This is a genomic window from Streptomyces sp. NPDC002403 (assembly GCF_053593015.1).
In genome coordinates, this window is the sequence record NZ_JBSFBQ010000003.1 from 313,631 (window position 1) to 332,324 (window position 18,694).

Consider the following 18,694-nt stretch of genomic DNA (forward strand, 5'->3'; position numbering starts at 1 on the left):
ATGTAAGCGCCACGCTGTTGAATTCGGTGTTGTTGTGTTGCGCGACTCTGGTGACTTGAGTGATCAATGGAGGACTAGTGACGCCTCGCCCACCCCGTCTCACCGCGCTCGGTACGGCGGCGACCCTGCTCGTCGGAGGTCTGCTGACCGCAGTGCCGTCCGCCCAGGCGGCAGGCAGTGCCCGCACCGACACCCCGGCGAAGGCCGCGGCCGCCCGGCCGGCCCCCGCCATCACGCCGACCCCGCAGTCCGTGAAGGCCCGGGCCGACCGGATCACCATCAGTCCGACCGTCACCGTGGTGGCGGGCGGAACCTCCGACGAATCCGCCCTCAAAGTCGTGGAGGGTGCGCTGCGCCGGGCCGGCGCCCAGCGCGTCGTCCGCAGCGACGGACCCGCCCGGAGCGGGCTCACCGTCCATGTCGGTGATGCCGCCGCGCTCGCCGCGCAAGGGATCGAGGGCCCGTCCGCGCTGCCCGCCGAGGGGTATGTGCTCGGTGTCGGCGCCGGTCGCATCGTTCTCGCGGGCAAGGACACCACGGGCACGTACTACGCCGCGCAGACACTGCGTCAGATCCTGCCGCAGGTGAAGCATCCGGGTGCCCGGGTCGACGGGCTCGCGGTGCGTGACTGGCCCGGCACCGCGCTGCGCGGCGTCATCGAAGGCTTCTACGGCACTCCGTGGTCGCACGAAGCCCGGCTCGACCAGCTCGACTACTACGGCGAGCACAAGATGAACATCTATGTGTACTCGCCGAAGGACGACGCGTACCTCCGCGCGAAGTGGCGCGACGCCTACCCGGCCGACCAGCTGGGCCGGATCGAGGAGCTCGCCGACCGGGCCGCGCAGCGGCACGTGGAGTTCACCTACGCGCTCTCGCCCGGCCTCTCCGTCTGCTACAGCTCGGACGCGGACGCCAAGGCGCTGGTCGAGAAGTTCCAGACGATCTGGGACATCGGCGTACGCACCTTCGCCGTACCGCTCGACGACATCAGCTACACCGACTGGAACTGTGCCGAGGACAAGGCGAAGTGGGGGACCGGCGGCGGCGCCGCGGGCGCGGCGCAGGCGTATCTGCTCAACCGGGTCAACAAGGAGTTCATCGCCACCCACCCGGGCGCCCAGCCGCTCCAGATGGTCCCGACCGAGTACTACAACGTCTCCGCGTCCCCGTACAAGAAGGCGCTGTCCGAGCAGCTCGACCCCAATGTCCTGGTCGAGTGGACGGGTGTCGGCGTCGTCGCGCCGACCATGACCGTCGCGCAGGCGCAGGCCGCCCGCACGGTCTTCGGCCATCCGATCCTGACCTGGGACAACTACCCGGTCAACGACTACGCGACGAACCGGCTGCTGCTCGGCCCGTTCAGCGGGCGGGAGAAGGGGCTGCCCGGCGAGCTGGCCGGGATCACGGCGAACCCCATGATCCAGCCGTACGCCTCGAAGATCGCCCTGTACACCGTCGCCGACTACGCGTGGAACGACGCCGCGTACGACCCCCGCACCTCATGGGGCGAGGGCCTGAAGGAGTACGCGGGCGACGACCCCCGCACCCAGCAGGCGCTGCGGGCCTTCGCCGACGTGAACTACAGCTCGGCCCTCAACAAGGACCAGGCCCCCGAGCTCGCGGCGGAGTTCGCCCGCTACTGGAAGTCCGGGGACGCCGCCCGGCTCACCTCCGTGCTCGGCGTACTCGGCTCGGCACCCGGCAGGCTGCGCGCCGGCCTCCCGGACCGCGGCTTCGTCGCCGACGCCGCCCCCTGGCTGGACGCGACCGGGGCCTGGGCCACCGCCGCCCGCACCGCCCTGCGCATGGTCGAGGCGGCCCGCGCCGGAAAGGGCGCCCAGGCCTGGGAGCTGCGCCAGCAGCTGCCCGCACAGCTCAGCGCGGCGAAGTCCTTCACGTACACCGGGCTCGACGGACGCGCGGTGCCGGTCCTCATCGGTGACGGCGTCCTGGACCGGTTCGTCGACGCGGCCGAGGCCGAGCACGACCGGATCCTCGGCGTGAGCGGCAGGTCCACGGCCTCGACGAACCTGGGCACGTACCAGAGCAACACCGCGGCCCGGATGCTGGACGGCGACGACTCCACCTACTTCTGGAGCGACGGGGCGCCCGCCGTGGGCGACACGGTGACCGTGGACCTCGGCCGGGTCCGGGACATCGGCTCCGTCACCCTCGCGATGGCCAAGCCCGGCAGCACCGAGGACTACCTCCACCAGGGGGTGCTGGAGTACTCGGCCGACGGGCAGAACTGGCAGCAGCTCACCGCCTTCTCCGCGAAGCCGGACGTCACCGCGACCGCACCCGCCGGAACCAAGGCACGCTACGTGCGGGCACGGGCGACCGCCGGCCAGGACAACTGGCTGGTGGTGCGGGAGTTCAGCATCCCGACGGACGAGGGCGCGGTGACCGGAGGGCCGCCCGCCGCGGCCGGATCCTCGCTGCGCGCTGCATTCGACGGGGACCCGGGCACCGTCTACCGGGCGGCCCGTGCCCCGGAGGCCGGGGAGGCGTTGGAGCTGGGGCTCCTCGCCGCGCGGGCCGTGCCCTCCGTCACCGTTCTCCGGCCGGCCGGGTCCGAGGGCCGCGCCGACATCCAGCTGCGGGGGACCGACGGAGCCTGGCGGACCGTCGGCGCGCTCGACGGCCCGTACACCCGGGTCGACACGGCGGGCCGTACGGCCGACGCGGTGCGGCTCGTCTGGCGCGCCGGGCAGGCGGCACCGCAGATCGCCGATGTGGTGGTGGCCGGCCAGGACTGAGGTCCGTACCCGCGCCCGGTCCGGCCCGAAGCCCCTTCGGGCCGGACCGGGCGTACCCATGTCCGGCTCCGGCCGGAACCGGGACCGGCGAGTTGTTCCCAGAGAGGCAAGCGACCGCTTAGTATGCGCCGGAGCAGTGGTAATGCCGACAGTGTTGTGGAGGCCCCTCATGCAGGCATGGCGAGTGCACCGGAACGGCGAGCCGAGCGAGGTGATGCGGCTGGAGGAGACGGACCGGCCCACGCCCGGCGACGGGCAGGTGCTCGTCGAGGTGCTCGCGGCGAACATCAACTTCCCCGACGCGCTGCTCTGCCGGGGTCAGTACCAGGTGCGGCCGCCGCTGCCCTTCACCCCCGGTGTGGAGATCTGCGGCAGGACGGCGGACGGGCGGCGGGTGCTCGCGAACCCCGCCCTGCCGTACGGCGGGTTCGCCGAGTACGTGGTCGCGGACGAGGCGGCGCTGCTGCCCGCACCGGACACCCTGGACGACGCCGAGGCCGCCGCCCTGCACATCGGCTACCAGACGGGGTGGTTCGGCCTGCACCGCAGGGCGCACCTCCGGGCGGGCGAGACCCTCCTGGTCCACGCGGCGGCCGGCGGGGTCGGCAGCGCCGCCGTCCAGCTCGGCAAGGCCGCCGGAGCCACCGTCATCGGTGTGGTCGGCGGTCCCGAGAAGGCGAAGACCGCCACCGGGCTCGGCTGCGACCTGGTCATCGACCGCCACAGCGAGGACATCGTCGCCGCGGTCAAGGAAGCCACCAACGGACGCGGTGCCGACGTGGTCTACGACCCGGTCGGCGGCGACGCCTACGCCAAGTCCGTGAAGTGCGTCGCCTTCGAGGGCCGGGTCCTCGTCGTCGGCTTCGCGAGCGGCGTCATCCCCTCCCCGGCGCTGAACCACGCACTCGTCAAGAACTACTCGATCGTCGGACTCCACTGGGGTCTGTACAACAGCAAGGACCCGGCCGCCGTACGCGCCTGCCACGACGAGCTCACCCGGCTCGCCGCGCAGGGCGCCATCAAGCCGCTGATCAGTGAGCGCGTCGGGCTGCCCGGGGCCGCCGACGCGGTCCAGCGGGTCGCCGGCGGCACCAGCACCGGCCGGATCGTCGTCCTCCCGGCAGGAGCCGCCCGATGACCGCGCCCGACGCGGCCCAGCTCCGCCGCCGCGCCCAGGACCTGCTCGCCGCGCACCCCCCGGCCACCACCGGCCGCACCGACTTCCTCAAGGCCCGTTTCGACGCCGGGCTGGCCTGGGTGCACTACCCCGTCGGACTCGGCGGCCTCGCCGCGCCACGCTCCCTGCAGCCCGTCGTCGACGCCGAACTCGCCGCGGCCGGCGCCCCCGACAACGACCCGCGCCGGATCGGGATCGGTCTCGGCATGGCCGCCCCCACCATCCTCGGCTTCGGCACCGACGAGCAGAAACAGCGCTTCCTGCGGCCGCTGTGGGTCGGCGAGGAGGTCTGGTGCCAGCTCTTCAGCGAACCGGGCGCCGGCTCCGACCTCGCCGCCCTCGGCACCCGCGCCGTCCGCGACGGCGAGGACTGGGTGGTCGACGGGCAGAAGGTCTGGACATCCAGCGCCCATCTGGCCCGCTGGGCGATCCTCATCGCCCGCACCGACCCGGACCTGCCCAAGCACCGCGGCATCAGCTACTTCATCTGCGACATGACCGACCCCGGCGTCGAGGTGCGGCCGTTGCGCCAGATCACCGGCGAGGCCGAGTTCAACGAGGTCTTCCTGACCGGCGTACGCATCCCCGACAGCAGGCGCCTCGGCCCCGTCGGCGAGGGCTGGAAGGTCGCGCAGACCACGCTGATGAACGAGCGGGTCTCCATCGGCGGGGCACGCGTCCCGCGCGAGGGCGGCATGATCGGCCCGATCGCCCGCACCTGGCGCGAACGCCCCGAACTGCGCACCCACGACCTACACCGGCGTCTGCTGACCCTCTGGGTCGAGGCCGAGGTGGCCAGGCTCACCGGCACCCGGCTGCGCCAGCAGCTCGTCGCCGGACAGCCCGGCCCCGAAGGCTCCGGAATGAAGCTCGCCTTCGCCCGGCTCAACCAGGAGATCAGCGGGCTGGAGGTCGAACTGCTCGGCGGGGAAGGGCTGTTGTACGACGACTGGACCATGCGCCGGCCGGAGCTGGTCGACTTCACCGGGCGGGACGCCGGCTACCGCTACCTCCGCTCCAAGGGCAACTCCATCGAGGGCGGCACCAGTGAGGTGCTGCTCAACATCGTTGCCGAGCGTGTCCTCGGTCTGCCCGCCGAGCCGCGCACCGACAAGGACGTCGCCTGGAAGGACCTGGCCCGATGACCGCACCGACCGAAGAGACCCAGACACCCGATCTGCTGTACTCGGAGGCCGAGGAGGATCTGCGGGCAGCGGTGCGTGCGCTGCTCGCCGACCGGGGCGACGCGGCGGCGGTGCTCGCTCGCGTCGAGTCCGGCACGCCGTACGACCCGCAGCTCTGGCGGGCCCTCGCCGCCGGCATCGGCGCCGCGGGGCTGCTGGTGCCGGAGGAGTTCGGCGGGCAGGGCGCGAGCCATCGCGAGGCCGCGGTGGTGCTGGAGGAGCTGGGCCGCGCGGTCACGCCCGCGCCCTATCTGACCGGTGCGGTCGTCGCCACGGAGACGCTCCTCGCACTGGGGGTGCCCGACGGACCGGTTGCCGCACTGCTCGGGGACCTGGCTGCCGGGCGCCGGGTCGCGGTCCTCGCGGTGCCGTTCGCGGCCCCGGCGCCCGACGCCGCTCAGCCGGCCGGTGTCGTGGCCGGGCGGGTGGAGGGGACGGTGGCCGGCGTCGCCGACGCGGCCGCCGCCGATGTGCTGCTGGTGCCGACCACCGACGGCCTGTACGCGGTCGAGACCGGTGCCGAAGGGGTCGCGGTGGAGCCCTTGGTGCCGCTCGACCTGACCCGCCCGCTCGCCACCGTCACCCTCGCCGGGGCCACCGGAACCCGCCTGGCCGATGGCGCGTCAGCGGTCGCCGCCGTGCGCCGGGGGCTGCTGGCCGGCGCCGGACTGCTCGCCTCCGAACAGCTCGGAATCGCCGAGTGGTGCCTGAGCGAAACGGTCCGCCACACCCGCGAACGGCACCAGTTCAACCGGCCGGTCGGCTCGTTCCAGGCACTCAAGCACCGCATGGCGCAGCTCTGGCTGGAGGTCGTGTCGGCCCGCGCCGCCGCGCGCAACGCGGCGGACGCCCTCGCGACCGGCAGCCCCGATACGGCGTTGGCCGTGGCCGTCGCGCAGGCGTACTGCTCGGGGGTCGCGGTGCACGCCGCGGAGGAGTGCGTCCAGTTGCACGGCGGGATCGGCATGACCTGGGAGCACCCGGCGCACCTGTATCTCAAACGGGCCAAGGCCGACTCGATCGCGTACGGCACGGCCGGGCGGCACCGCGAGACCATCGCGGGGCTCGTGGAACTGCCCGCGCCGTAGCGGGGGAGCGGGAACGGCCCGCTGAGTCGGGGGACTTGGGAGCGGAGGCGCGTGAACACGCGCCTCCGCTCCTGCGTTCCCGCGTCGGGTGGGGTATCGGGCACCCCTTTACCTGCTGTTTAATTGCGAGAGTTTCGCAATAACATCTGATCTTCAATAAAGGATGTGCAGAGTATGACGGCCCGATCGATACGGGGAGCGGTCGCCGGGGCACTGGCGACCGTGCTGTCGTTGACCGCGGCGGCCTGCTCCCGGCCGGGTGGCCCGGACGGCGGTGGCTCCGGGTCGGGTGCGGGGGACTCGGCGGTGGTCGGCATCGCCTACGAGCCCGACAGTCTCAGCCCGCTGCTCGGCTACGGCAAGGACGGCAACTCCAAGATCTTCGACGGGCTGCTCGCCCTCGACGACGGCATGAAGCTGCGGCCCGCACTCGCCACCGCCCTGCCCGAGGTGAGCGACGACGGACTGACCTACACCTACAGGCTCCGCAAGGGCGTGAAGTTCAGCGACGGCGAGCCGTTCGGCGCGAAGGACGTCGTCTTCACCTACCGGACCATCCTCGACGAGAAGACCAACAACGCCTCCCGCACCGAACTCGACGCGGTGAAGAGCGTCGAGGCGGACGGCGACGACACCGTCGTCTTCACACTCGATTACCCCTACGCGCCCTTCGCCCAGCGCACCGTCCTGCCCATCGCACCCGAACACATCGCGGGCAAGCAGGACGTCAACACCGGCGACTTCACCACCCACCCCATAGGCACCGGACCGTATCTGCTCACCAAGTGGTCCAAGGGCGAGAAGATCGCGTTCAAGGCCAACCCCGGCTACTGGGGCGGAGCGCCGAAGGTGAAGAAGTTCACCATGGCGATCATCAAGGACGACGACGTACGCGCCACCCGCCTGCGCTCCGGCGAACTCGACGGCGCGATCCTGCCGCCCAACCTCGCCAAGGGCTTCGCCCGCACCGGCGGCACCCGGACGTACGCCGCCACCACGTACGACTACCGCACCGTGACGCTGCCCACGCACAACGAGGTCACCGGCGACCTCGCCGTCCGGCGCGCCCTCGACATCGCCGTCGACCGGAAGGCCATGGTCGACTCCATCCTCAACGGCGAGGGCCGGCCCGCCTACGGCCCCGTGCCCACCGACAGCGAGTGGTTCACCAAGGGAACCGAACGCCCCCACGACCTCGCCGCCGCGAAGACGATCCTCGACGACGCCGGATGGAAGCCCGGCAAGGACGGCATCCGCACCAGGAACGGCGTACGCGCAGCCTTCCCGCTCTGGTACCTCACCGGCGACAAGCTGCGCCAGGACCACGCGCTCGCCTACGCCTCCGACGCCAAGAAGGCCGGCATCGACATCACCACCGAGGCCGGGACCTGGGAGGTCATCGAGCCCCGGATGAAGCGGGACGCGGTCCTCGCGGGCGGCGGATCGCCCGCCGACCCCGACTTCGACCAGTACGCCCTGCTGAAGTCCTCGCTCGCGGGCGACGGCTTCAACAACATGGCGTGGTACGACAACAAGGCCGTCGACCGGGCCCTCGAAGCGGGCCGCAGAAGCGGTGACGGCGCCGCACGCAAGGCCGCCTACGACACCGTCCAGCGCGAACTGGCGAAGAACCCCGGCTACACCTTCCTCACCCACATCGACCACCTCTACGTCGTCAAGGACCGCTTCGGCGCCCTCACCACCCAGGTCGAACCGCACGACCACGGACTGGCCTCCGGCCCGTGGTGGAACGTCGAGGACTGGACGCCGAAGAAGTGAGCCGGCGCCTCCCCTGGGGGCCGATGGGCAGGATGGCGGGACGGCGGGCGCTGTTCGCCGTCCCCGTCCTGGCCGTGGTGACGTTCGGCGTCTTCGCCGTCGCCGCCGCCTCCCCCTTCGACCCGGTCAAGGCATACGCGGGCACCGCCGGGCTCACCGCGTCGCAGGAGAACCTCGACCAGCTGCGGGCCAACCTCGGTGTCGACCAGCCGCTCGTCGGCCGCTGGTGGAACTGGCTGAGCTCCGCGCTCGGCGGCGACCTCGGCGACTCCGCAACGATGCGCCAGCCGGTCGCCGATGTCATCGGCGAACGCCTGGGCTGGTCCGTGCTGCTCGCCGCGACCGCCTTCGCCGTCGCCGTACTGCTCGGCACGGGCCTCGGCGTACTGGCCGCCCGCAGGCCCGGCCGCCTGCTCGACCGGTGCGTCAGCTCCGCCGCGTACACGCTCGAAGCCGCCCCGGCCTTCTGGCTCGGACTGCTGGCCATCTGGTTCTTCGCCCTGGAGCTCGACGTGCTCCCGGCCGGCGGTCTCACCGACGCGGCCAGCGACACCGTCACCTTCGGTCAGGTCGCCGTGCATCTGGTGCTCCCCGCGGCTGTGCTCGGCGTCTCCCAGCTGCCCTGGTTCTTCCTCTACGTGCGCCAGGGTGTCGCGGACGCGCTCGGCGAGGACCCGGTGCGCGGCGCCCGCGCCCGCGGACTGCGCGAACGCACCGTACTGCTCGGTCACGCGCTGCGCTCCGGGATGCTGCCGATGCTCACCCTGATCGGCTCCCGCGTCCCCGAACTCATCACCGGCGCCCTGCTCGTCGAGACGGTCTTCAGCTGGCCGGGCATCGCCGCCGCCACCGTGCAGGCCGCCACCTCCGTCGACTTCCCGCTGCTGGCCGCGCTCACGGTGCTGGCCACCGTGGCGGTCGTCCTCGGCAACCTCCTCTCCGACCTGCTGTACGCGATCGCCGACCCGAGAGTGGGCTTCGATGGCTGAAACCGTCCTTGGACCCACCCGTCGCACCACCCGTCGCATCCGGGTGATCGCTTGTGCCGGGATCGTCGCCGCGGTGCTGTTCGCGGTCCTGCTCGTGCCGCCACTGGTCCAGCTCGACCAGCAGGCCGTCGACCTCGCGGCGAGGCTCCGGCCACCGTCCTGGGAGCACCCGTTCGGCACCGACGACGTCGGACGCGATCTGCTGCTGCGCTGCGTCTACGGGCTCCGCGTCTCGCTGCTCGTCGGCGTCGTCGCCGGGCTCACCGCGACCGTGATCGGGACCGCGGTCGGCGCGCTGGCCGCGGCCTTCGGAGGATGGACCGACCGCGTCGTCATGCGGCTCGTGGACACCTTCTCCTCCGTACCGCATCTGCTGCTCGGCATCTTCATCGTGGCCATGTTCCGGCCCGGCGTGGGCCCGGTGATCGTCTCCGTCGCGCTCACCCACTGGCTGTCCACGGCCAGGATCGTCCGCTCCGAAGTACTGTCGCTGCGCTCGCGACCGTTCATCGACGCGGCGATCTCCGGCGGGGCCTCGCGCGGACGGGTCGTCGTCCGGCATCTGCTGCCCGCGGTGCTTCCACAGGCGGGCCTGGCGGCCGTGCTGATGGTGCCGCACGCCATGTGGCACGAGTCCGCGCTCTCCTTCCTGGGCCTCGGGCTGCCCACCCACCAGGCAAGCCTGGGCAACCTCGTGCAGACGGCGCGCGGTTCGCTCCTCGCCGGGGACTGGTGGCCCACGCTCTTCCCCGGCCTGTTCCTGGTGATACCGACCCTCGCGCTGGCGGGCCTCGCCGGTGCCTGGCGGGAGCGGATCAACCCGCGCCGCCGATCGGAGCTGATGCTGTGAAGAACGACCCCGGCCCGAAGGCGCCGGTCCTCTCCGTCCGCGGCCTTTCCGTGCGCTTCCGGATGCGGGGCGGCCGGCACATCGCCGCCGTCGCCGACGCGCACTTCGACCTCGCGGCGGGGGAGTGCCTGGCACTGGTCGGCGAGAGCGGCTGCGGCAAGTCTGTGCTGGCCTCGGCGCTGCTGGGACTGCTTCCCGGCAACGCGCGGACCTCGGGCTCGGCGCTGCTCGACGACGGCACCGATCTCCTGGGCCTGGATGAGAGGAGCCTCGCCCGTACGGTACGCGGCCGCCGCATCGGACTCGTACCGCAGAGCCCCGCCGCGCACCTCACCCCGGTCCGCACCGTGCGCGCCCAGCTGGAGGAGACCCTCCGCGAACTGACCGGCGCCCGCAGGCCCGCCCTGCGCCCGGCGGCCGAACAGGCCGCGGCACGCGCCTCGTTCCCGGCCGGGCACCTCGACCGCTACCCGCACGAACTCTCCGGCGGTCTGGCCCAGCGGGCCGCGACCGCGCTCGCCCTGATCGGCGACGCGCCCCTGCTCCTGGCCGACGAGCCCACCACCGGACTCGACCGCGAGCTGGTCGAGCGGACCGTCGACGAACTGCGCCGCCACACCGACGGGGGCCGGGCGCTGCTGATCATCACCCACGACCTCGCGGCGGCCGAGCGGATCGCCGACCGGGTCGCCGTGATGTACGCGGGCCGCATCGTCGAACTCGCCGACGCCGAAGGGTTCTTCGGGGAGCCCGGACCGCGCCACCCGTACGCGCGCGGCCTCCTCGACGCCCTGCCGGAGCGCGCCTTCGTACCGGTCCCCGGAATGCCGCCCGAGCTCGGGGCACTTCCCGAGGGGTGCGCGTTCGCGGCCCGCTGCGGCCGCGCGGACGACCGGTGTTCGGTACTGCCCCTGTTCGACGGCGCTCTCGCCTGCCACCACGGTGTGCGGGCGAGCGGGGAGGAGCCGGTCCGTGCTTGAACTCACCCGCATCACCGCCGGATACGACCGACGTGATCCCGTCGTCCGCGAGGTCTCGCTGAGCCTGGTGCCGGGGGAGTCCCTCGGACTGCTGGGCCCGAGCGGCTGTGGCAAGTCCACCCTGGCCAGGGTCGCGGCCCTGCTGCACCGCCCGTACACGGGCACGGTGGTGCTCGACGGCGAACCGGTACGCGGCTGGCGGCACCGGGCCCCGCGTGCGCAGCGCACCGCCGTCGGCGTCGTCTTCCAGCAGCCCCGGCTCTCCGCCGACCCCCGGCTCACCCTGCGCGAACTCATCGCCCAGCCGCTGCGGGCGACCGGACGACGCTCGGAGGTGGCGGACCGGGTGGCCGGGCTGGCACCGGCGGTCGGGCTCACACCGGAGCTGCTGGGCCGGCGCCCGCACGAGGTGAGCGACGGCCAGTTGCAGCGCGCCTGTCTGGCGAGGGCTCTGGTCCTGCGGCCGCGCTGGCTGATCTGCGACGAGATGACCGCGATGCTCGACGCGTCTACGACCGCCGCGCTGGTGGCGGTCGTCGAGTCCTACCGGCGGGAGACCGGGGCCGGACTGCTGGCCGTCGGCCACGACCGGGTGCTGCTGGAACGCTGGTGCGACCGCACGGTCGGCTGGCAGGAGTGCACCGGGCCGGGCGCACCGCAGGAGTCCATGAGCCCGACCGGATAAGTCCATGCCCCTGGTGCGTGGCACACCCCCACTCTTATTGACGAGTCCATGACCAAAGGGCGGTCGGATCCGTCCGGACAAGGAGTGGGACATGCGCAGTACACGCGCCATCGTCATGGTGGTGATCCTCGCCGTCGCCGCCTGCCTGGGGCTGGCGGGGCCGTCCGCCGCGGCCGGCCAGACCCCGGGTTCGTACAGCAACTACACCTTCCCGGCCGGGACCACCGCACTCGACGAGGTCACCTTCGGAACGACCGTCCAGTCCGACCCCGGCCGCGCGAACGTCTTCTGGTCCCACCAGTTCGGCTTCACCAACGGGGTCGGCGGCTACATCGGCATGCAGCGCAACCGCGCCGGTGGCGGCCTGTTCCTCTTCTCGCTCTGGGACTCCACCGGAGGCCGGCCGGGAAGCACGGGCACCTACTGCCAGACGTTCGCCGAGGGCGGCACCGGCTACACCTGCCGCCTGGCCGAACGGTTCACGGCCGGGCACCACTACCGCTTCCGTATCGCACCCGACACCACGGCCGACTGGTACCGGGCCACGATCACCGACGACACGGCCGGCACCTCGTTCGTCCTCGGCAGCCTCCGGACCGGCACCGGCGCGAAGATCGCCACCGGCGGAATGGTCGACTGGGTCGAGTACTTCGACTGGAACAACAACGCCGCGACCTGTGCCGACTCCCCGTACTCCCAGGCCCTCTTCGACCTGCCCGCCGGCACTGCGGGCAGCCAGGCCGTCACCGCCGCCCTCGGCTCCACCAGCGTCAGCAGCACCTGTTCCAGCGGTGCCGGGGTGAGCGGTCGGAGCGGCGGCAGCGTGCACGAGGACGGCATCGGCAACTCGTCGTCCGGATCCCTCACCGGCATCGGCGGCGCCTGCGTCGACATCCCGGGCGGCACCACCGGAACGCAGCTCAACCTCTGGGCCTGCAACGGCGGCGACAACCAGAACTGGGTACGGGCATCCGACGGCACGCTCCGCGCGCAGTTCCACTGCCTGACCGTGAGCGGCGCCACCGCAGGAACCGCGGTCTGCGACGGCTCGGCCGCCCAGCAGTGGCGGAGCGACGGAGCGGCCCTGGTGAATCCCGCCACCGGGAAGTGCCTCGACGCCTACGGGGGCGGCAGCGCCAACGGCACCCCGCTCGGCATCTACACCTGCACCGGCGGCGCCAACCAGCGCTGGACGCTTCCGGCCTGACCGGGGGAACGGCAGCCGACGGGCGGACGACGAACCGGTCAACTCTTGTGCGGCGAACGCCCGTTGCGGCGGGCTCCGCCGCATACTCGGTCGCGTCCGCCCGTCCGGTCCACCACTCGCCCCGGGAGAATCCATGGCGTTCCCGACCCGCCGAACCGTCGTCACCACCGCGCTCGCCACCGCGGCCGCGGGCGCCCTGCTGTCCCCGCAGACGGCCGTCGCGTCCGAAGCGGCCACCGCGTCCCCGGCCGCACGGCGCCACCGCACGCAGCCGCTGCGCCGGGCCCACGCGCACAACGACTACCTGCACACGCGCCCCCTGTACGACGCGCTCGGACACGGATTCACCAGTGTCGAGGCCGACATCTTCCTGGTGGACGGGGAACTGCTGGTCGCCCACGAGGCCACCGACCTCGACCCCGCCCGCACCCTCGCCTCGCTCTACCTCGACCCGCTGCTGGCCAGGGTCCGGGCCAATCACGGCACGGTCCACCCCGGCCACCACGAACCCGTGCAGCTGCTGATCGACATCAAGACGGACGGCGCCGCGGCCTACCTCGAACTCGACCGGCAACTGCGGCACTACCGGTCGATGCTGACGTCGTACCACCACGGCCGGGTACGCCCCGGCGCCGTCACCCCCGTGATCTCCGGCGACCGCGCCGCCCGCGCCCCGATGGAGGCGCAGCACACCCGCCACGCCTTCTACGACGGCCGCCCCGAGGACCTCGGGACCTCGGCCACCGCCTCGTTCATCCCGCTCATCAGCAGCAGCTGGACCGACGACTTCGGCTGGCTGGGCGCGGGACCCTTCCCCGCCGCGGAGCGGGACAAACTGCGCGCGCACGTCGCCCGGGCCCACCGCGATGGCCGGCGCGTCCGCTTCTGGGCAACGCCGGACGCGCCGGGACCCGAGCGGGAGGCGGTCTGGACGGAGCTGCTGGCCGCCGGGGTCGACCACCTCAACACCGATGACCTGGCAGGGCTCGAACGCTTCCTCCGTGCCCACGACCGCGACACCCGGACCGGGGCTGCCCGCCTCGGCGGCTGACCGGACGCGCGGCCCCGAGCGTGACAGCCAGTCAACACCCGGATGGCGGACACGCCAGTGCGCCGGACGGCTCCTTCGCTACGCCACACTGGCGGCCAAATGCCGCATTCCGGCGCGGCGGAGGAGGTTGGCCATGGCCATTTCGATCTCACTGGTGCTGCTTCTGCTGATCCTTGCGGTGATCTTCCTCCGCAATGGCGGGCTGAAGGTCTCGCATGCGCTGGTCTGCGCCATGCTCGGGTTCTTCCTCGCGGGTACGAGTATGGCGCCGACCATCCAGGACAGCCTGGCCGCCACGGCCGACGTCGTCAGCAACCTCACGCCCTGACCCCGGCGACCTGCCTGGCGACCGTGAGCGGCTGGTCAGCCCCCGTCCGGGCCGGCCAGCCGCGAACGGATCAGGAACCGCACCCCCTCAGGGGCCTCCAGCGAGAAGCCGCTGCCCCGCCCCTCCACCACGTCGACGATCAGCCGGGTGTGCGCCCACACGTCGAACTGGCTCCTCGACATCCAGAAGGGGATGCTCTCCGCCACCCCCTCGACGTCGAGCGAGGCGACCAGCACATCGGAGCCACCGGTGCGGAACTCGCCGTCCTGGTAGCACATGGGAGCGCTGCCGTCGCAGCAACCGCCCGACTGATGGAACATCAGCGGCCCATGGACCTCCCGCAGCCGCCGCAGCAACTCCGCGGCCGCGGGGGTGAGCTCCACCGGCGACGCGCCCGACGGGCTCATCGCAGCGGCTCCGGACGGAGGTCCGCCCACGCGTATCGGTGCTCGGGGCGGCCCGTGTCGCCGTATTTGAGGCTGAGACTGATCCGGCCCGCGCCCTCCAGATACTTCAGGTACCGCTGGGCGGTGGAGCGGCTGAGCCCCGCCCGCGCGGCCACCTCGTGCGCGGACAGAGGCCCCTCGGCGGCGGACAGGACATGGCGGATGACTTCCGCGGTCGGCGCGGTATGTCCCTTGGGCAGCCCACCGGCCGGGCCGGAATCCGTGGTGCGCAGGGCGCCGAAGATCCGGTCGACCTGCTCCTGCCCGGCCTCGCCGCGGCCGCCGCCCACGCCTTCGAGGGTCCGGCGCAGGGCCGCGTAGCTCTCCAGCTTGGACCGCAGCCCGCTGAAGCTGAACGGCTTGACCAGGTACTGCAGCGCCCCGTACCGCATGGCGGCCCGGACGGTCGACACGTCGCGGGCCGCGGTCACCATGATCACATCGGCCGGGTGGCCGAGCTGACGCAGCCGCCGCACCAGCGTCAGCCCCGTCTCGTCCGGCAGATAGTGATCGAGGAGTACGAGGTCGACATGGTCGCGCTCCAGGAAGGACAGCGCCTGAGCGGCGGTGTGCGCACGGGAGATGACCCGGAAGCCCGGGACCTTGGCCACGTACGCGGCATTGATCTCGGCGACCCGGAAATCGTCGTCCACCACCAGGACATCGATCATCGCGACTCTCCTACTTCTGTCAGCGGCCGGACGGTGAGTGCCTCGGGCAGGACGACGGTGAAGACCGCGCCGCCGCCGGCGCGGGCCGTGACGCGGGCCGCGCCACCGTAGCGCTCCGCCAGCCTGCGCACCAGCGCCAGACCGAGACCGCGCCCGCGGTGCGCGGGGGACTCCTTGGTGGACCAGCCCTCGGTGAAGATCTGCTCACGCATCGCGGGCGGCACACCGGGACCGTTGTCGCTGACCCGCAGGACCGCCGTGCTGCCCTCCGCGAGCAGCTCCACCTCGATGAGAGTGGCGACGTCCAGCGCGTTGTCGATGAGGTTGCCGAGAACGGTCACCAGATCGCGCGGGTCCACCACCACGTCCGGGAGCCGGGTGCCCGGCGAGATGCGCAGGGACGCGCCCCGTTCCGCCGCGATGGCCGACTTGCCCACCAGCAACGCCGACAGCAGGGGATCGTTGACGCGCTCGGCGACCTGCTCCGCCGAGGCCCGGTGACCGTCGGTCACCTCCGCGACGAACTCCACCGCGGCGTCGTGCCTGCCGAGCTCCAGCAGCCCGAGCAGGGTGTGCAGCCGGTTGGCGTGCTCGTGGTCCTGGGCGCGCAACGCGTCCAGCAGCCCATGGGTGGAGTCCAGTTCACGGCCCAGCAGTTCCAGCTCGGTACGGTCGCGCAGGGTGACCACGGCCCCGCCGTCCCCGGTCGGCATCCGGTTGGCGATCAGTACCCGGCCCCGGCAGACGGTGATCAGGTTGGCGCCGTCGACCCGCCCCGCCAGCACCTCCGTCGTACGGCCCGGCGGCAGCACCTCTCCCAGCGGGCTCCCGACGGCCCCCTGGTCCAGTTCCAGCAGCCGCTGTGCCTCGTCGTTGAGCAGCCGGATCCGGCCCCGTGCGTCGAGGGCGAGCACCGCCTCGCGGATGCTGTGCAGCATGGCCTCGCGCTCGTCCAGCAGCGCGGAGATGTCGGCGAAGGCGAGCCCGTGCGTGCCGCGCTGGAGCCGCCGTGAGACCGCCAGCGCGGCCAGCACGCCCACGGCGAGCGCCGCACCGGCGTAGAGCAGCAGTCCGGGAATCGTCCCCAGCAGCCGGTCGTGGACGCTGTCGTAGGCGATGCCCACCGACACGGCGCCCACGATGTCCTGGTGCCCGTCGCGGAGCGGAACCTTCGCCCGAGCCGACCGGCCCAGGGTCCCGTCGTCGATCTGCATGATCTCGCGGCCGCCCAGAGCGGTGCTGGGGTCGGTCGAGACATGCCTGCCGATCTGTGCGGTGTCGGTGTGCGACCAGCGCACCCCGCGGGTGTCCATGACGACGATGTACAGGGCTCCGGTGGCCCGCCGGATCCGCTCCGCCTCGGCCTGCACCGGGCCGCCGGGGCTGGGGTCGGTGCTCCTCAGATCGCGTACCAGTCCGGGCTCGGCGGCGGTGGTCTGGGCGATGGAGAGGGCCTGGTGCATCGCCTGGTTGTCGAGCTGGTGGCTGAGCGGGGCCAGGAAGAGCCCCGTGATGAGCATGATCACTCCGGTGGTGATGGCCACCTGGGTGAGGAGCACCTGGGCGAAGACACGGCGGGGCCAGTGAATGCGCATGTGCTCGCCCTCTGCCTTCCGCCGGCCAGGAACATGATGCTCCGTTTCGTCCTTGTGTGAACGCAACGTAAACGTCACGGTCGCCGATGGCCAGTCCCCGTGTCGCATTCGTTGCCGGAACGCGAGCAGAACGAGCAGAACCCCGCGTTATGAGCAGAACCAGGAGTTGTGGGCGCAAGGGCGCCCGCGTCCTCGGGGCGGCTCTAGCGTCCCGCCCCATGAACAGCGAAACGAGCCCCGCCATCGAGCTGCGGGGGGCGAGCAAAGCGTTCCGGACCCCGTCGGGGACGCTCCACACCGCCGTACGGGATCTGGACCTCACGATCGGACGCGGCGAGTTCGTCGCCGTGGTGGGTCCCACCGGATGCGGCAAGTCGACCACGCTGACCCTGGTCAGCGGCCTGGAGGAACCCACCGAGGGCGAGGTGCTGGTGGCCGGGGAGCCGGTGCGCGGCATCGGCGACAAGATCGGCTTCGTCTTCCAGCAGGACGCGGTCTTCCCGTGGCGGACCGTGCTGTCCAATGTGATGGCGGGTCCCCGCTTCCGCGGCGTGGCCAAGCCCGAGGCGAAGGAGCGGGCCCGGGAGTGGCTCGCCAGGGTCGGCCTCTCCTCCTTCGAGGACCGATACCCCCACCAGCTGTCCGGTGGTCAGCGCAAGCGTGTCGCGCTCGCGGCGACGTTCGTCAACGACCCCGAGATCCTGCTCATGGACGAGCCGTTCTCCGCGCTCGACGTGCAGACCAGGGCCCTGATGTCGGACGAACTGCTGGAGCTGTGGGCCGGCACCGGCGCCTCCGTCGTCTTCGTCACCCATGACCTGGAGGAGTCCATCGCGCTGGCCGACAAGGTCGTGGTCATGACCGCCGGGCCCGCCACGGTCAAGGAGGTCTTCGAGATCGATCTGCCCCGTCCCCGCAAGGTCGAACAGGTGCGGCTGGAACCGCGGTTCGTCGAGATCTACCGGGAGATCTGGTCCTCGCTCGGCGAAGAGGTCCGCATCACCCGCGAGAGGGGTGCCCTCGATGTCGCCTGACACCATCACCGCGAGCTCCGCCGTCACCAAGACCGAGCGGAGCCGGGCCAGGGCGCGGGCCGCCAGGAACCGCACGTACCTGGTGACGGGCAGCCGGATCGCGGTCCTCCTCGTGGTCGTCGGACTGTGGGAATGGCTGGCCCGCACCGCGGTCATCGATCCGTTCAACTTCTCCATGCCGTCGAAGATCTGGGACCAGATCCGCACCTGGGTCGTCGACGGAACCGCCCAGGGCTCCCTCTGGGAGCAGATCTGGTACACGCTCTACGAGGCACTGCTCGGCTGGGTCATCGGTGTGTTCGCCGGTGTGGTGCTGGGCATCGCGCTGGGCCGTGTCCGGTTCGCCGCCGACGTGCTCGGGCCGTACATCAAGGTGCTCAACGCACTGCCCCGTATCGTGCTCGCGCCGATCTTCCTCATCTGGTTCGGTCTCGGCCCGGCGTCGAAGGTCGCCTCCGCGGTCGTCCTGGTCTTCTTCCCCGTCTTCTTCAACGCCTTCCAGGGCGCACGGGAGGTCGACCGCAATCTCGTGGCCAACTCCCGCATCCTGGGTGCCAGCAACCGCCAGGTCACCCTCCAGGTGGTCATCCCCTCCGCCACGTCGTGGATCTTCACCAGCCTGCATGTGAGCTTCGGCTTCGCACTCATCGGCGCGATCGTCGGTGAGTACATCGGGGCCACCAAGGGACTCGGACTGCTGGTCGCCGCCTCCCAGGGCACGTTCAACGCCGCCGGTGTCTACGCCGCGATGGTCATCCTCGCGATCGTCGCGCTGCTGGCCGAAGGGCTGCTGACCTTCCTGGAGAAGCGGCTGTTCCGCTGGAAACCGGCCGAGGCCGACAGCGCCCGCTGACGCCCCGCGGCCCTC

The 18,694-nt window shown here is 72.0% G+C and carries 17 protein-coding genes; 14 read left to right on the top strand and 3 right to left on the bottom strand.

Translation table 11 applies throughout. The annotated features are described in order from the left end of the window. Nucleotides 1-77: 77 nt before the first annotated feature. From ACWCPY_RS06045 to ACWCPY_RS06100, 12 genes are all read left to right on the top strand, one after another. Nucleotides 78-2,762: a beta-N-acetylglucosaminidase domain-containing protein gene (locus tag ACWCPY_RS06045; protein ID WP_451263117.1), complete on the top strand. Its 2,685-nt coding sequence runs from the start codon at nt 78-80 to the stop codon at nt 2,760-2,762. Between the two features lie 169 nt (nt 2,763-2,931). After that, the gene (locus tag ACWCPY_RS06050) at nt 2,932-3,900 is read left to right on the top strand and encodes an NADPH:quinone oxidoreductase family protein (RefSeq protein ID WP_451263118.1); all 969 of its coding nucleotides are present in this window, start codon (nt 2,932-2,934) and stop codon (nt 3,898-3,900) included. After that, nucleotides 3,897-5,084 (top strand): acyl-CoA dehydrogenase family protein, encoded by a 1,188-nt coding sequence (locus ACWCPY_RS06055; RefSeq protein ID WP_451263119.1) that lies wholly within the window; start codon nt 3,897-3,899, stop codon nt 5,082-5,084. Before ACWCPY_RS06050 ends, ACWCPY_RS06055 begins: the two co-directional genes overlap by 4 nt. Then, a complete protein-coding gene (locus ACWCPY_RS06060; RefSeq protein WP_451263120.1) occupies nt 5,081-6,211 on the top strand; it encodes an acyl-CoA dehydrogenase family protein in 1,131 nt (376 codons plus the stop codon). The genes ACWCPY_RS06055 and ACWCPY_RS06060 overlap by 4 nt, the downstream gene beginning before the upstream one ends. Nucleotides 6,212-6,385: 174 nt before the next feature. Beyond that, nucleotides 6,386-7,990: an ABC transporter substrate-binding protein gene (locus ACWCPY_RS06065; RefSeq protein WP_451263121.1), complete on the top strand. Its 1,605-nt coding sequence runs from the start codon at nt 6,386-6,388 to the stop codon at nt 7,988-7,990. Nucleotides 7,991-8,013: 23 nt separating this feature from the next. After that, nucleotides 8,014-8,979: an ABC transporter permease gene (locus ACWCPY_RS06070; RefSeq protein ID WP_451263192.1), complete on the top strand. Its 966-nt coding sequence runs from the start codon at nt 8,014-8,016 to the stop codon at nt 8,977-8,979. Then, nucleotides 8,972-9,829, top strand: coding sequence for an ABC transporter permease (locus tag ACWCPY_RS06075; protein WP_451263122.1), 858 nt, complete (start codon nt 8,972-8,974; stop codon nt 9,827-9,829). Before ACWCPY_RS06070 ends, ACWCPY_RS06075 begins: the two co-directional genes overlap by 8 nt. A 62-nt stretch (nt 9,830-9,891) precedes the next feature. Continuing rightward, nucleotides 9,892-10,809: an ABC transporter ATP-binding protein gene (locus ACWCPY_RS06080; RefSeq protein WP_451263193.1), complete on the top strand. Its 918-nt coding sequence runs from the start codon at nt 9,892-9,894 to the stop codon at nt 10,807-10,809. Further along, nucleotides 10,802-11,494, top strand: coding sequence for an ABC transporter ATP-binding protein (locus ACWCPY_RS06085; protein WP_451263124.1), 693 nt, complete (start codon nt 10,802-10,804; stop codon nt 11,492-11,494). The genes ACWCPY_RS06080 and ACWCPY_RS06085 overlap by 8 nt, the downstream gene beginning before the upstream one ends. 91 nt (nt 11,495-11,585) lie before the next feature. Beyond that, on the top strand, nt 11,586-12,701 hold the full coding sequence (locus tag ACWCPY_RS06090; protein WP_451263125.1) for a ricin-type beta-trefoil lectin domain protein: 1,116 nt from the start codon (nt 11,586-11,588) through the stop codon (nt 12,699-12,701). Between the two features lie 133 nt (nt 12,702-12,834). Then, nucleotides 12,835-13,752 (top strand): phosphatidylinositol-specific phospholipase C/glycerophosphodiester phosphodiesterase family protein, encoded by a 918-nt coding sequence (locus ACWCPY_RS06095; protein ID WP_451263126.1) that lies wholly within the window; start codon nt 12,835-12,837, stop codon nt 13,750-13,752. Nucleotides 13,753-13,885: 133 nt separating this feature from the next. Beyond that, entirely contained in the window at nt 13,886-14,080 is a 195-nt protein-coding gene (locus ACWCPY_RS06100; RefSeq protein ID WP_451263127.1) for a hypothetical protein, read from the top strand. A gap of 35 nt (nt 14,081-14,115) precedes the next feature. Here the strand turns inward: ACWCPY_RS06100 and ACWCPY_RS06105 are convergent, their stop codons facing one another. From ACWCPY_RS06105 to ACWCPY_RS06115, 3 genes are read right to left on the bottom strand one after another with little or no spacing between them, the layout of a single operon-like run. After that, nucleotides 14,116-14,487, bottom strand: a complete 372-nt coding sequence (locus tag ACWCPY_RS06105) for a DUF779 domain-containing protein (RefSeq protein ID WP_451263128.1) — start codon at nt 14,485-14,487, stop codon at nt 14,116-14,118. Continuing rightward, entirely contained in the window at nt 14,484-15,197 is a 714-nt protein-coding gene (locus ACWCPY_RS06110; protein WP_451263129.1) for a response regulator, read from the bottom strand. The genes ACWCPY_RS06105 and ACWCPY_RS06110 overlap by 4 nt, the downstream gene beginning before the upstream one ends. Beyond that, complete coding sequence (locus ACWCPY_RS06115) at nt 15,194-16,792, bottom strand: sensor histidine kinase (RefSeq protein ID WP_451263130.1); 1,599 nt, start codon at nt 16,790-16,792, stop codon at nt 15,194-15,196. Before ACWCPY_RS06115 ends, ACWCPY_RS06110 begins: the two co-directional genes overlap by 4 nt. Before the next feature lie 218 nt (nt 16,793-17,010). Here ACWCPY_RS06115 and ACWCPY_RS06120 point away from each other — a divergent pair, with 218 nt between their 5' ends. Both ACWCPY_RS06120 and ACWCPY_RS06125 read left to right on the top strand, forming a co-directional pair. Further along, nucleotides 17,011-17,826 carry an ABC transporter ATP-binding protein gene (locus tag ACWCPY_RS06120; protein ID WP_451263131.1) on the top strand — a complete coding sequence of 272 codons (816 nt, stop codon included), beginning with the start codon at nt 17,011-17,013 and terminating at the stop codon, nt 17,824-17,826. Further along, nucleotides 17,816-18,679: an ABC transporter permease gene (locus ACWCPY_RS06125; protein ID WP_451263132.1), complete on the top strand. Its 864-nt coding sequence runs from the start codon at nt 17,816-17,818 to the stop codon at nt 18,677-18,679. Before ACWCPY_RS06120 ends, ACWCPY_RS06125 begins: the two co-directional genes overlap by 11 nt. The last annotated feature ends 15 nt before the right edge of the window (nt 18,680-18,694 follow it).